Genomic DNA, 13,803 nt, shown 5'->3' with positions numbered 1-13,803 from the left:
CCCGAATGGGCGTGGTGTGTCGTCCGTGTTAAGTAGCAGCCGCTTCCAGCGTCGCCAAGGCGTTCAGGACCACCTGTTTGCGGTCGAGATTGGCGGATTCCGCACGGGCGAAATGGCGTTGGACCTTTTCCCACACCTCCACCCAACGTTCAAGGCCGCGGGCGTTGGCCAGACGGGTCATCAGGGCGGCCTCCCCGGCCACCACCTCCGCCGGCCAGGCGCCGCGGGCCAGCGACCGGACGAAGCGGGCCAGCCACCAGACGAGCAGGTCGGTGGCCGTCTCGTACAGCCCGTCGTCCTGCTTGCGGGTCAGCTTGTCGCCGAAGGCGTGGGCGGCGGTGATGTCCAGCCGCGGCAGGGTGCCGAGCAGGCCGATCAGTTCCCGGTAGAGATCGAGCCCGCCGGCCTCGGCGAGCCCGATGGCCCGCCCGATGCTGCCCTCCGCCAGCCGGGCGAGCGCCGCCCGGTCCTCACCGTCGAGGTCAGGACGATGCTGGGCCAACAGGTTGAGGACCGTTTCCTCAGGAAGCGGTTGAAGCGTCAGCTTGCGGCAGCGGGAGCGGATGGTCGGCAGCATGCCACCGGGGTTGTCGCTGACCAGAAGCAGCAGGGCGCCCGGCGGCGGCTCTTCCAAAATCTTGAGAATGGCATTCAAGCCACTGAGATTCATGCGGTCCGCGCCGTCGATCACGGCGACGCGCCAGCCACCCTCGGCGGCGGTCTTGCGCAGGAACGGGCCGATCTTGCGCACGTCGTCCACGGCGATGTCGCGCTTCAGCCGGTCGCGCTTTTCGTCGCGCTGGCGCTCCACGGTCAGCAGGTCGGCGTGCCCGCCCGAGGCCACACGGCGAAAGACCGGGGCGTCCGGAGACAGCGCCAGCGAGGCGGGCGGCGGCGGTGCGCCGAACAGGCCGGCGTCCGGCGGCTCGAGCCCCTGGGACAGGACGAAGCGGGCGAAGCGGAAGGCCAGCGTCGCCTTGCCGATCCCCGGCGGGCCGCCGATCAACCAAGCGTGCGGCAGGCGGCCGGAGTTCCACGCGTCGAGCAGCAGGCGCTCGGCGTCGTCATGGCCGGTCAGATCGGGGTTGCGGCGCGGGGCGAGGGCATCCTCCTCCGCGACCGGTTCGGGCGCGCGGGCGCGGCTCACCTCAGGAGGCTCCCAGGCGGCGGGTCACCGTGTCCAGAATGGCCGCCTGGACCGTTTCCACGGGGTGTCCGGCGTCGACGACCACGCAACGCTCCGGTTCCCGTGCGGCGATATCGAGGAAGCCATCGCGCAGGCGGTGGTGAAAGGCGACGTCCATCCGCTCGTAGCGGTCCTCTCCGCCGCGCCGGGCGACGGCACGGGCCAGCCCGTCCTCCACCGGCAGATCGAGGATCAGCGTCAGGTCGGGCCGGAAGTCGCCCAGGGCCGTGGCCTGAAGCGCGGCGACCAGATCGCGCCCCAGCCCCAGCCCGTACCCCTGATAGGCCATGGTGCTGTCGAAGAAGCGGTCGCAGATGACCCAGTGCCCGGCCTCAAGCGCCGGCCAGACAGTGCGCTCCAGATGGTCGCGGCGGGCGGCGGTGTGCAGCAGAGCCTCGGTCACCGGACCCCAGCGCCCGGTCTCCCCGGACACCAGAAGGCCGCGGATCTCCTCGGCGCCCGGCGAGCCGCCGGGCTCGCGGGTCAGCACGACGCGCTTCCCCAAACTGATCAGCGCGTCGGCGAGTAGGCGGATCTGGGTGGTCTTGCCCGCCCCCTCGCCGCCCTCCAGCGTGATGAACCGCCCGCGCGTCATGGTCTGCTCCCGATGGTGATGTGGCCCGCCGCGTTCCGGACTCCGGCGGTGACGGGCCGGCTTACACCAATCAGCTCGCCCCGAAAATGAGGAACTTCGCCGCCGCCAGGGCGCGGCCGACGAAGCCCAGCTTCTCCACGTCCTGGGCGGCGACCACCGGGAACTCCTTGCCCGGGAAGCCCGGCGCGGAGACCACCACCTTGCCGACCACGTCGCCCTTCTTCACCGGCGCGGCGACCGGGGCGTTGCTGACCAGCGACACCTTCATGCCGCTGCGGTCGGCGCGGGCCATGGTGACCTTCATGTCCTCCGGCACGGTGACCGGAACGGTGTCCTGCGCACCCAGCCAGAGCGGCACCTGATCGACCGTCTCGCCCGCCTTGAACAGGGCGTAGGTGGCGAACTCGCGGAAGCCCCACTCGATCAGCCGGGCCGATTCGTCGGCGCGGGCCTGCATGTTCGGCAGCCCGTTGACCACCAGGATGAGTCGGCGCCCTTCCCGCTCCGCCGAGGCGGTCAGGCCATAGCCGCCGGCCTCGGTGTGGCCGGTCTTCATGCCGTCCACATCCATGCCGCGGTAGAGCAGCGGGTTGCGGTTGCCCTGGTTGATGCCGTGGTACTTGAACTCCCGGATCGAGTAGTAGTGGTAGTATTCCGGGAAATCCTTGATCAGATGCTCGGCCAGGATCGCGAGATCGCGGGCGGTCATGTAGTGGTTCGGGTCGGGCCAGCCCGTCGCGTTGGTCAGATTGGTGTCCTTCAGACCCAATTCGCGGGCGCGCTTGTTCATGCGCTCGGCAAAGGCCGATTCGGAACCGGCGAGACCTTCGGCGAAGACGATGCAGGCGTCGTTGCCCGACTGCACGATCACGCCCTTGATGAGGTCGTCAACCTTGATGTTGTTGTGCAGCTCCACGAACATCTTGGAGCCCTGCATCCGCCACGCGCGCTCCGACACCGGCAGCGTGCTGTCCAGCGTCAGCCGGCCTTCCTTGATCGCGTCGAAGACCATGTACATCGTCATGATCTTGCTCATCGAGGACGGCGCCATGCGCTGATCCGGGCTCTTCTCGAACAGCACGGTGTTCGAGGTGATATCGACCAGGATCGCCTGCTTGGCGATGGTTTCAATGCTGGCGGCGTGAGCCACCGGCCCCACCCCCGCCGCGAACAGCGCGACCGCAAGGCCCATGGCGAAACGGGTGCGGGCAACGCGGGTGCGGACGACAGCGACCATGACAACTCCCTTCGAAACGCGGACTGGACAAGACGTGAAACGGAACGAGGCCCGGTGCCGGGCCAAGCTTGGACTGGGCTCGCGGGTGATCAATCAACCACGATTTTGGCGTCGGTAAGGCCGGCTTGGAGGATCTGGTTCAAAACAGCGTCGGCGGAGTCCACGCTGGCCAGCGGCCCCACCCGCACCCGCTGCAGACGCTGCCGTCCGGCGACCGTCTGGGTGACCTGCGCCTGCTGGCCGAGCGAGGCCAGACGGGCCCGCACGCGGGTGACGTTGTCCGGGCTGCCGAAGGCACCGACCTGCACATAGATCTGCTCGTAGGGCTTCACCGGCAGCTCGGCGACCACCGGGGCCGGAACGAAGCGGCCATCCACCATGTCGCCGGCCACCGTCGTGGGCGGCGGCACCGGGGCACGGGTGACCGCGGCGGGGGTCGGACGGGCGGTGCCGTTGACCTCCACCGAACCGCGCGGGGCGGCTTTCGGCGGCGGGCCGTCCAGTTCCGCCAGCATCGGCGCCGGCGTGCCCTGGCGGGCCGCGGCGGCGACCGCGCGGCTTTCCTCCGCCAGAATCTGCACGCGCACCTTGGCCGTGCCGGTGCCTTCGAACCCAAGCAGTTGCGCACCGCGCCGCGACATGTCGATGATTCGCCCGTTGGCGTAGGGGCCGCGGTCGTTGATGCGAACAACCAACGACCGGCCGTTGTCGAGATTGGTGACGCGCACGAGGCTTGGCATGGGCAAGGTCTTGTGCGCGGCCGTCAGCTCATTTTGGTCGTAAACCTCGCCGTTGGCGGTGACCTTTTGGTGGAATCCCGGACCGTACCAAGAGGCGATCCCGGTCTCGCTGTAGGAGTAATCCTCGGCGGGATAATACCAGACGCCGTTGACCTGATAGGGCTTGCCGACCTTGTAGACGCCGCTGCGCGGCAGTCCGGACGAGGATGGCGCGGGCGGCGCTGACGCACAGGCGGCGAGCGTCAGCGCTCCTGCGAGCACGACTGCCCCCCTCAGCATATGCGCGCGTCGCATGGTCCCACCCCGCTAAATCTGGTGGCGCCACTCTAGCCGAGTTACCTCGCCGCGCCAACCGCGCAACACCCCTCAGGAGCCCGCCTGTGCTGCAGTGCGGTCATGGGCGGGCCCCGGAAACAGCGAATCGGTCCGCCCCATCAGGCGGTAGGCGACGAGGCCGATCCATTCGCGGATCGGGTCCTGGAGCGCGTCGATCTGCTTGTCGAATTCGAAGCGGACGAAGGGCCGTCCGCCGAAGCGCGTGCGGTAATCGACCGGATAGGGAATCACCTCCCAACCGACCTGCCGGAAGATGCCGACCGACCGCGGCATGTGCATGGCCGAGGTCACGAGGACCCAGGTCTCCCCCGGCTTCGGCTTGACGAGCCGCTGGCTGTACAGGGCGTTTTCCCAGGTGTTGCGGGACTCGTTCTCGTAGGTCACGCTGTCCGGGTCGATCCCGACCTGCCGAAGCGCGCCGCGGACGGCGAGGTCCTCGCGCAGGTCCAGGGCGTCCTGACCTGCCAGCCGTCCCGAGCCGCCGGTGAACACCGCGTGCGCCTGCGGATAGCGGCGGATCAGTTCGGCGAAACCCAGGATACGCTCCGCCGCGTCGTTGACGGACGGCTCCCCGCGGTCGCGGGTGATCGGCGGGTTCACCGCCCCGCCCAGCATGATGATGCCGTCCACCCGTTCCGGCAGGTCGGGCCGGGGAAAACGCTCCTCCAGCGGCAGCGCGACCCATGAGGCGATCGGCGTGACCATGACGACGACGAAGCCGACGGTGACCGCCACGACCAGCCGCCGCCCCCAATGGGCCAGACGGCGGGTGAACAGCAGCGCCGTCCCGGCGGTGAGGATCAGCACGAGCAGATTGCCCGGCGAGACCAAGAGCCACAGCAGCTTCGACAGCACGAAGGACAACAGCCGACCTCCCCTTTCGATTTCCAGCGGCTTCTAGATACGGGCGTTCACCATGAATGCCCAGGGGGCGACGGCACGGTAACGAATCCGCCATCAATCCGTAACAGCGGCGTCTTCGGCGGCGCGTAAGGTCCGCGGCGCAACCAAGGATTTACCGCATATGCTGTCGAACATTTCCATCGGCACGCGAATCGCGCTGCTGGTCGCCGCGTCCGTGGTCACCTTGGGCCTGCTGGGCGGGACGGTCACCGTCGGCGCCCAGCGCATGTTCGAGGCGACCGCCGAACTGGACCAGTTCCGCGACGCCTATGAGCACACCGCCGCCATTGAGCGCCGGGCCAGCCGCCTGCGCTTCCAGGCGCTGCGTTTCGTGGCCGACCGCGACGAGACGGCGGCCGAGGCCTTTGCGAAGAACGCCGAGGAAGCCTCGCGCCTGCTGGAAAACCTCAAGGAACGCGGCGTGGAGCGCCTGCCGCAGGAGGAGTTGGACCATCTGTCGCAGGGCATCGGCACGCTGAAGGAGCGCTTCTCGTCGGTTGTCGCGCGGGCAAAGGAGTTGGGCTTGTCCGACGACAGCGGCTTGCGCGGTGTCCTGCGCGCCTCGGCCCGCGCCATCGAGGACGAACTGAAGCAGTGGCCGAACGCCGACAAGCTGACCGGCCGCATGGAGTCCATGCGAAAGATGGAGAAGGACTTCATCATCTACAGCGACGAATCGCTGCTGTCCGGCCACCGCAAGGCCTTCAACGAATTCACCTTCTTCCTCGCCGATTCGGGCCTGGACACGGCCACCCAGACCAGGCTGGAGAAGCAGGCCCGCACCTACCGCACCGACCTCGGCCGGTTCGTGGACGCCACCAAGGCGTTCCGGGCCGAGGTGCAGACCTTCAACGACGCCTTCCAGGCCATGGTGCCGCGCTTCGAAGCCCTGCTGGAGTCGGCCAACGCCGGCATGGCCGGGGCGGTGGAGACGCAGAACCGGGTGCGCGGCGAGGTGATCGCCAACGTGTTCCAGGTCGGCTCCGTCCTGCTGGTCGGCTTTGCGATCATCAGCCTGCTCGTCGCCCGCAGCATCACCCGGCCGCTGCGCCTGATCGAGGGCGTGATGGAACGGCTGGCCGGCGGCGACCGGACGGCCACCGTTCCGGAAACCGGGCGGCGCGACGAGATCGGCGCAATGGCCCGCGCCGTCAGTGTGTTCAAGGAAAATCTTCAGCGCACGCATGAGCTGGAACAGGAGTCCCGACGGGCCGAACGGCGGGCGGAGGAGGAGCGGGAAACCGCGCTGCGCGCCATCGCCCATGACTTCGATTCGGCCTTCGGGCGGGTGCTCCACACGGTCAGCCACGCCGCCGACCAGATCCGCAACGGCGCCCACATCCTGCGCGACACCGCGGAGAAGATGAAGGAGCAGGCGCTCGACACGTCGGAGAAGGCGGAGCAGACCTCCGAGGTGGTCGGCATCGTCAACAACGTGTCGCGCACCCTCTCCGCCTCCATCGGCGAGATCGGCGGGCGGGTGACCACATCCAGCACGGCGATCCGCCGCGCCGTGGATCACGCCCGGCAGAGCGACTCGGCGGTAGCGGCGCTGGCTGACAGCTCGCAGCGGATCGGGGAGATCGTCCGTCTGATCAACGACATCGCCGGGCAGACGAACCTGCTGGCCCTGAACGCCACCATCGAAGCCGCCCGTGCCGGGGAGGCCGGCAAGGGCTTCGCCGTCGTCGCGTCGGAGGTCAAGGTTCTGGCCAACCAGACCGCCAAGGCGACCGAAGACATCGCCGGTCAGGTCGGCGCGATCCAGGAGGCCACGGGCTCCGTCGTCGAGGCGATCCGGGCCATCCGGACCACCGTGGAGGAGGTCGCCCACCTGTCGGAGGACGTGTCCGCCGCCGTGCGCGACCAGCTCGAACAGACCGAGGAGATCGTCGGTGCCGTGGGCCGGGCCAACGACAACACCCACGAGGTGACCGAGAGCGTCAGCACCATGGCGATCACCGCCGCGGAGACCGGCAAGTCGGCCATCGAAATGATCTACTCCGCCGCCCAGCTGGCGGACGAACTCCGACAACTCGAAGCCGACGCCGACCGCTTCGTGTCCTCCATCAAGATTTGAGTCCTCAGGCCGTCAGGCACTCTTCAGACAAAGAGAAAGGGCAGGAGCCGAAGCCCCTGCCCTTTCTTGCTTTTCTTGGGATCTGGATGACCGGCCTTAGGCAGCCAGCATCTCCAGCGCCTTCTGCAGCTTGTCGCGGGCCTGTTCCGCGGTGTCGCGGCGGTCGCGCTGCTCCTCGATCACCTCTTCCGGCGCCTTGGCGACGAACTGTTCGTTCGACAGCTTAGCGTCGATCTTCTTGATCTCGCCGGACAGCTTCTCGATCTCCTTGGTCAGGCGCGCCCGCTCCTTGTCGAGGTCAACGATGCCTTCCAGCGGTAGAACCAGCGTGGCCTCGTCCAGCACGGCCTGGACAGCGCTCTTCGGCACCGGGCCGGACAGCGGCTCGACGCTGGCCAGACGGCCCATGCGCAGGATCAGGTCACGGTGCGTGTCCAGCCGCTTCAGGCTCTCCTGACCAGCATCCTTCAGCTTCAGCTCGATCTGCGCCGCGGGCGGCACATTCATCTCCGACCGCATGGAGCGGACCGAGGAGATCGCCCGCACCACCCAATCCATCTCGTCGCGGGCGGCCGGGTCGACCAGCTCCGCGCCATGCTCCGGCCAGCGGGCGGAGATCAGGCGGTTCGCCCGGTCGGTGGACAGCTGCTCCCACAGCTCCTCGGTGATGAAGGGCATCAGCGGGTGGAGCATGTGCAGGATCTCGTCCAGCACCCAGGCGGTGGTCGCCCGCGTCTCGGCGATGGCGGCCTCGTCCGAACCGTTCAGGATCGGCTTGGTGAACTCCAGGTACCAGTCGCAGAAGGTGCCCCAGGTGAAGGCATAGGCAGTGTTGGCGGCCTCGTTGAACTTGTAGGCCTCAATGGACTCGCCGACCTTCTTCGCCGCCTCCGCCAGGGCGCCGACGATCCAGCGGTTCACCGTCTGGCTCAGCCCGACCGGCTTGAAGCCGGGGACCGGGGCGACCCCGTTCATCTGAGTGTAGCGCGCGGCGTTCCACAGCTTCGTCGCGAAGTTGCGGTAGCCCTCGACGCGGCTGACCGCCAGCTTGATGTCGCGCCCCTGGGCAGCCATGGCCGTCAGGGTGAAGCGCAGGGCGTCGGTGCCGTACTGGTCGATCAGTTCCAGCGGGTCGATGACGTTGCCCTTGGACTTCGACATCTTCTGGCCCTTCTCATCGCGGACCAGGGCGTGGATGTAGACCGTCCGGAAGGGCACGTCCTTCATGAAGTGCAGGCCCATCATCATCATCCGGGCGACCCAGAAGAAGATGATGTCGAAACCCGTCACCAGCACGTCGGTCGGGTAATAGCGCGCCAATTCCGGCGTCTCGTCCGGCCAGCCCAGCGTGGAGAAGGGCCACAGGGCCGACGAGAACCAAGTATCCAGAACGTCCTGGTCACGGGTCAGCGCCACGTCCTCGCCGTAATGGGCCTTGGCCGCGGCGATGGCCGCCTCCTCGGTCTCCACGACGAAGAAATGGCCGTCCGGGCCGTACCAAGCGGGAATCTGATGGCCCCACCAGATCTGGCGGCTGATGCACCAGGGCTGGATGTTGCGCATCCATTCGAAATAGGTGTTCTCCCACTGCTTGGGAACGAACACGGTCTTGCCGGTCTCCACCGCCTCGATGGCCGGCTTGGCGAGCGTGGCGGCGTCGACGTACCACTGGTCGGTCAGCCAGGGCTCGATGGCGACGCCGGAGCGGTCGCCGTGCGGCACCATGTGGGTGTGCGGCTCGATCTTCTCCAGCAGGCCCAGCGCCTCCAGCTCGGCCACGACCTTCTTGCGCGCCTCGTAGCGGTCGAGCCCGCGGTAGGCCTCGGGGACCTCGTCGCCGGTGATGCGGGCGTCGCGGTCCATGATGTTGATGGCCGCGAGGTTGTTGCGCCGCCCGACCTCGAAGTCGTTGAAGTCGTGGGCTGGGGTGATCTTCACGGCACCCGAGCCGGTCTCCGGATCGGCGTACTCGTCGCCGACGATGGGGATCAGGCGGCCGACCAGCGGCAGGACGACGTTCTTGCCGATCAGGTCCTTGTAGCGCTCATCCTCCGGATGCACGGCGACACCGGTGTCGCCCAGCATCGTCTCGGGGCGAGTGGTGGCGACCACGATGAAGCGGTCGACCTCGCCTTCGATCGGATAGCGGAAGTGCCAGAGGTTGCCCTTGATCTCCTTCTGCTCGACCTCGAGGTCGGAAATGGCGGTGTGCAGCTTGGGGTCCCAGTTGACCAGCCGCTTGTCCTTGTAGATCAGGCCCTGTTTGTGCAGTTCCACGAACACCTTGCGGACGGCGCGGCTCAGCCCCTCGTCCATGGTGAAGCGCTCGCGCGGCCAGTCGGGCGAGGCGCCCAGCCGGCGCAGCTGGCGGGTGATGGTGCCGCCCGATTCGGCCTTCCACTCCCACACCTTGTCGATGAAGGCGTCGCGGCCGAAATCGTGGCGCGTCTTGCCTTCCTTGGCGAGATTCCGTTCCACGACCATCTGCGTCGCGATGCCGGCGTGGTCGGTGCCGGGCTGCCACAGGGCGTCGCGCCCGCGCATCCGGTTGTAGCGGGTCAGAACGTCCTGGAGCGTGAAGGTCAGCGCGTGGCCCATGTGCAGGCTGCCGGTCACGTTCGGCGGCGGCATCATGATGGTGTAAGGCTTGCCGTTCGACTCGGTCTTCGCCGCGAACGCGCCCGTCTCTTCCCACAGCCGGTAGTGCTTTTCCTCGACCTCTGCGGGCCGGTACGTCTTTTCCAACATCACCAGGAACTTTCGCTTACGAATTCAAACGGAATGCGTGGCGGGCGTGACGCCGCTCAGAATTTCTGGGAGCGCCGGATCATCCGGTCGATTTCCTGCTGCACCAGCCGTTCGACGATGGTCGGCAGATTCTCGTCCAGCCACTCCTTCAGCAGCGGCTTCAACAGCTCGCGGACGACTTCCTCCACGGTGCGGACGCCGACGGGCATCGGGCCAATGGACAGGTCGTCGCCGAGCTGGCGCGCCAGATGCGTGAAATGGTGGGACGATTCCTCGGCCACCCGGCGGGAGATCAGCCCGTCGTCGAGACCCGACGGTCGGATGCGCGGCCGCGGCGGGGGCGGTTCGTCGTCATCGAAATCGTCGAAGGCCGGTGCCGGACGCTTCGCGGCGGGACGCGGCGGCGGAGGCGGCGGTTCGGGGTCCGGCGCGTGATACGCCGGTTCCGGGTCGGCCATGCCACCGAAGGCCGGCTCGTCGCGCCACGGATCGGGCTCCGGTTCGTCGGGCTCGTCCCTCCCCTCGTCCTGGAGCATCTGCGTGAGTTCCAGAACGTCATCATCGTCATCCTCCATGGGGGGAGGCGGCGGCGGGGGCGGTGGAGGCGGTGGCGGAGGGGGTGGTGGAGGCGGCGGAGGGGGCGCCGCTTCCGCCTTCGCGGGTTCGCCGTCCTCCGAGATGATGCGGCGGATGGAGGCGAGGATCTCCTCCATCGACGGTTCTTGCTGGCCTTTATCGCTCATCGTGGCAAACCCGGGGACGTCATCCTGACGCGGACACTAGGGCAGGACTGGGTAAAAAGCCACCAGACAAAAACGGCCCGCCGAAGCGGGCCGTTTCGATCATCCGGGAACGATCACCCAGGAAGGGGCATTCAAGTGCGATCACTCCGGCACGCCGGTTCCGATCCACTTGTTGCGCACCTGCTTGTAGTGTGTATCGGCATCGTAATACTGGACCGGCAGGTTGAGCTGCCGCGCCGTCAACTGGCCAATGGCGCCGAGGACCGTGAAGGCCTGGACCATCTCCGTCCGCTGGGCACGGACGAGGTTGACGCGGGCGTTCAGCAGTTCCTGCTCCTGGTTCAGCACGTCGAGCACGGTGCGCGAGCCGACCTGGGCTTCCTGACGCACGCCTTCCAGCGCGATTTCGGCGGCCCGGATCTGGGAGTTGTAGGACTCGATGCTCGCCCGGGCGGCCTGCAGCCCCTGCCACGCGCTGATCGCCGCCTCGACCGCCTGACGGCGCGTGTCGTCGATCTGCAGGCGCGCCTGATTCGCCGTGTGCTTCGCCTCGCGGGTCAGCGCTTCCGGCAGGCCGGCCTGATAGAGTGGGATGGTGAGCTGCGCGGTGAGCTGCGCGCCGTCCTGCCGCTTGATGTCGATGCCCGACGAACGGCCGGCGTCGATGGTGCGGTTGGCCTGCGCCGACAGGCTGGCCGACGGCAGCAGGCGGCCAAACTGCTGGTCCACCGCCTCGCGCTGCGCCGCCTCGGTGTAGGTGGCCGACAGCACGGATGGGTTGTTGGAACGGGCCATCTCGACGACCTCGTCAAGCGTCCCCGGCAGCTTGAACTTCGGCTTCGGCGCCTTCAGCTTGCCCGGCATCGATCCGACGACGCGTTCATAGGTCGCGCGCGACGCCTGGAGCGTGCCATCGGCGGAGATGCGGGCGGCGATGGAGGCGGCCAAACGCGATTCCGACTGGCTGACGTCGGTGCGGGTGTATTCGCCGACGCGGAAGCGGTCGCGGGCGGCGTCGAGCTGGCGGCGCAGGACCTGCTCATTGTTGGCCTGGAGTTCCAGCACCGCCTGGTTCTGCACGACGTCCAGATAAGCGGCCGCGGCGTTCAGCAGGATCTGCTGCTCGTTGGCGAGCACGGTGGCGCGCTGGGCTTCGACGGTGCGCTCGGCGCGGCGGACGGCCGGACCGACGGTCGCGTCGTAGACCGGCTGGGTAGCGGTGACGCCGACGCTCTTGGCGTTGTTCTCGGAACCGGTTTCACCGCCCTGAAAGGTGCTGTTGCTGGCGTTGCGGGTGATGCCCGCGGTCGCCCGCACCGTCGGCCGGTAGCCGGACAGGGCCTGCGGAACGCTTTCGTCCACGGCGCGCTGACGGGCGCGCTGGGCGGCGAGCGCCGGGTTGTTGGAATAGGCCTGCGCTAGCGCGTCTTCGAGGGATTGGGCCGACGCGGTGTCGATGCCCCCGACAAAGGCAACCCCCAGCGTGAGGGCGGTCGCCATCAAATGGCGCGCGAAACGGCTTCGCACAGTCATGTTCAGTAGACCTTCATGTTCGGGTCGATTCGGCGCGCCCAGGCATCCACCCCGCCATTCAGATTGGTGGCTCGGGAAAATCCCTGGGAACGCAACCACATGGTCACCTGCGCGCTGCGCCCGCCGTGGTGGCAGACGACCACGATGTCGCGGTCCCGCGGCAACTCCCCGACGCGGGCGGGCAACGCCCCCATCGGGATGTGGAGGCTGTCGGGAAGGGCGCAGATGGCCACTTCCCCCGGTTCCCGCACATCAAGGACCAGCGGATCGCCGCCGGATGTCCGGATGCGGTCGAGGTCCTCGACGTCCATGTCAAACGGCGCCGGCATGCCTTGATTCTCCGCTGCGGGCCGCAGGACCGCGGCCGGTGAAAGGCAAGGTGACAGGCTGATGGGACAGGTCGAAAGGAGCCGGAGCCCCTGGTGTCACTCACTCAGAAATCAGAATACAAACTTCGGCTTGGCTTCGAAACCGGGCAGCGGGTGCGTGTGCGCCTCGAACAGCGTGCGGGCCGAAGCGACCCCGCCGCTGCGCTGATACAGCTTCACCTCACCGACCCCACGGTCGCCCATGACGGCGGTGACCAGGCGCCCGCCCTCGGCCAACTGGGCCAGGATGCCTTCCGGCACCTCCGACACCAGGCCTTCGATCACGATCACGTCGTAAGGGGCCTGCTGCGGATAGCCCTCGGCCAGGGGTGCGGAGATGATGACGGCGTTGTCGGCACCGACGGCGGTCAGCGACTCCGTGGCCTGCCGGGCCAGTTCGGCGTCGGACTCGATGCCGACGACGGTCGCGGCGAGGCGGGCCAGCACGGCGGTCGAGTAGCCGGAGCCGCTGCCGATGTCGAGCACGACGTCGGTCTCGTCGATGCCCACTTCCTGGAGCATGCGGGCGAAGACCATCGGCTCCATCAGATAGCGGCCTTTGCCGATGGCGAGGTCCTCGTCCACATAGGCGATGCCGCGCGCCGCCTTCGGCACGAATTGTTCGCGGGGAATGTCGAGCATGGCATCGACCAGACGCTGGTCGGTCACCTTGTTCGGTCGGATCTGCCCTTCGACCATGTTGAGGCGGGCGGCGGCGTATTCGGACATGGCGGTCGCTTACAATCTGGTGGACGGAGCGCGGCGCCAAGCCGTGGTTCGCGGCCTCGCTGCCTCGTCGCGTATATATCTTCAAAGTCTCACGAACACAACGCCGCACCGGATCATCGAGAAAACGCGACGAAGGCGCTTGACCACCCTCATGAACAGCAGTATACGTCCGCTCCCACGCCGCGGCGCTCCCGCTAGGGGGTGTCGGACGCAAGGATGGCGCGGTGGCAGAGTGGTGATGCAGCGGACTGCAAATCCGTGTACGTGGGTTCGATTCCCGCCCGTGCCTCCATCCTTGATCTGGCTGAAAGATCAGCAAAATCAATGCGTTCGACAAGCATCGCGCCTGAACGGCCCGGTGCTTTTCCGCGTTTTCGCGTTCCGTGGACCCTGCCCTCTGCCCTGCTCGATCGGTCGTTTTTTTTGCGATCAAAAGACTTGGCAAGCGTCGGAGGGTCCGCTATATAGCCGCCCACGCCGGACGTTGCGCCTCGCAAGGCCGGCCAGACTGATCCCGGTTAGCTCAGTCGGTAGAGCAGCGGACTGTTAATCCGCGTGTCGCTGGTTCGAGTCCAGCACCGGGAGCCACTTCGATGAAAAGGCCG

Annotated in this window: 11 protein-coding genes and 2 tRNA genes; 3 read left to right on the top strand and 10 right to left on the bottom strand. The window is 67.6% G+C overall.

From position 1 onward, the window contains the following. Positions 1-28: 28 nt before the first annotated feature. From ABAZ39_RS06555 to ABAZ39_RS06535, 5 genes are all read right to left on the bottom strand, one after another. Complete coding sequence (locus ABAZ39_RS06555; protein WP_038527829.1) at positions 29-1,147, bottom strand: DNA polymerase III subunit delta'; 1,119 nt, start codon at positions 1,145-1,147, stop codon at positions 29-31. 1 nt (position 1,148) lies between these two features. Then, entirely contained in the window at positions 1,149-1,781 is a 633-nt protein-coding gene (gene tmk, locus ABAZ39_RS06550; RefSeq protein ID WP_038527827.1) for a dTMP kinase, read from the bottom strand. A gap of 70 nt (positions 1,782-1,851) precedes the next feature. Beyond that, positions 1,852-3,018 carry a D-alanyl-D-alanine carboxypeptidase family protein gene (locus tag ABAZ39_RS06545; protein WP_038527825.1) on the bottom strand — a complete coding sequence of 389 codons (1,167 nt, stop codon included), beginning with the start codon at positions 3,016-3,018 and terminating at the stop codon, positions 1,852-1,854. Between the two features lie 89 nt (positions 3,019-3,107). Then, positions 3,108-4,019: a septal ring lytic transglycosylase RlpA family protein gene (locus ABAZ39_RS06540; protein WP_247881639.1), complete on the bottom strand. Its 912-nt coding sequence runs from the start codon at positions 4,017-4,019 to the stop codon at positions 3,108-3,110. A gap of 105 nt (positions 4,020-4,124) precedes the next feature. Further along, positions 4,125-4,949: a YdcF family protein gene (locus ABAZ39_RS06535; RefSeq protein ID WP_247881649.1), complete on the bottom strand. Its 825-nt coding sequence runs from the start codon at positions 4,947-4,949 to the stop codon at positions 4,125-4,127. A 169-nt stretch (positions 4,950-5,118) separates the two neighbouring features. Between ABAZ39_RS06535 and ABAZ39_RS06530 the strand changes: the two genes are divergently transcribed. Continuing rightward, the gene (locus ABAZ39_RS06530) at positions 5,119-7,077 is read left to right on the top strand and encodes a methyl-accepting chemotaxis protein (protein WP_038527819.1); all 1,959 of its coding nucleotides are present in this window, start codon (positions 5,119-5,121) and stop codon (positions 7,075-7,077) included. Between the two features lie 96 nt (positions 7,078-7,173). On the opposite strand, the gene ABAZ39_RS06525 is transcribed toward ABAZ39_RS06530, so the two are convergent. The 5 genes from ABAZ39_RS06525 to ABAZ39_RS06505 all read right to left on the bottom strand — a co-directional run bounded on the left by ABAZ39_RS06525 (position 7,174) and on the right by ABAZ39_RS06505 (position 13,198). Further along, positions 7,174-9,825 (bottom strand): valine--tRNA ligase, encoded by a 2,652-nt coding sequence (locus ABAZ39_RS06525; RefSeq protein ID WP_200885630.1) that lies wholly within the window; start codon positions 9,823-9,825, stop codon positions 7,174-7,176. 56 nt (positions 9,826-9,881) lie between these two features. Continuing rightward, positions 9,882-10,568 (bottom strand): DUF2497 domain-containing protein, encoded by a 687-nt coding sequence (locus ABAZ39_RS37465; protein ID WP_051657840.1) that lies wholly within the window; start codon positions 10,566-10,568, stop codon positions 9,882-9,884. A 141-nt stretch (positions 10,569-10,709) separates the two neighbouring features. Further along, positions 10,710-12,068 carry a TolC family outer membrane protein gene (locus tag ABAZ39_RS06515; RefSeq protein WP_247881638.1) on the bottom strand — a complete coding sequence of 453 codons (1,359 nt, stop codon included), beginning with the start codon at positions 12,066-12,068 and terminating at the stop codon, positions 10,710-10,712. Between the two features lie 35 nt (positions 12,069-12,103). Beyond that, entirely contained in the window at positions 12,104-12,430 is a 327-nt protein-coding gene (locus tag ABAZ39_RS06510) for a rhodanese-like domain-containing protein (protein WP_014240448.1), read from the bottom strand. Positions 12,431-12,541: 111 nt separating this feature from the next. Then, a complete protein-coding gene (locus ABAZ39_RS06505; protein ID WP_038527812.1) occupies positions 12,542-13,198 on the bottom strand; it encodes a protein-L-isoaspartate O-methyltransferase family protein in 657 nt (218 codons plus the stop codon). A gap of 218 nt (positions 13,199-13,416) precedes the next feature. On the opposite strand from ABAZ39_RS06505, the gene ABAZ39_RS06500 reads away from it, so the two are divergent. Continuing rightward, positions 13,417-13,490, top strand: a tRNA-Cys gene (locus tag ABAZ39_RS06500). 220 nt (positions 13,491-13,710) lie between these two features. After that, a tRNA-Asn gene (locus tag ABAZ39_RS06495) sits at positions 13,711-13,786 on the top strand. The last annotated feature ends 17 nt before the right edge of the window (positions 13,787-13,803 follow it).

This window comes from Azospirillum argentinense (genome assembly GCF_000632475.1).
Lineage (GTDB): Bacteria > Pseudomonadota > Alphaproteobacteria > Azospirillales > Azospirillaceae > Azospirillum > Azospirillum baldaniorum.
Note: the sequence above shows the minus strand (reverse complement) of the source record. Positions and strands in the feature narration are given on the sequence as shown.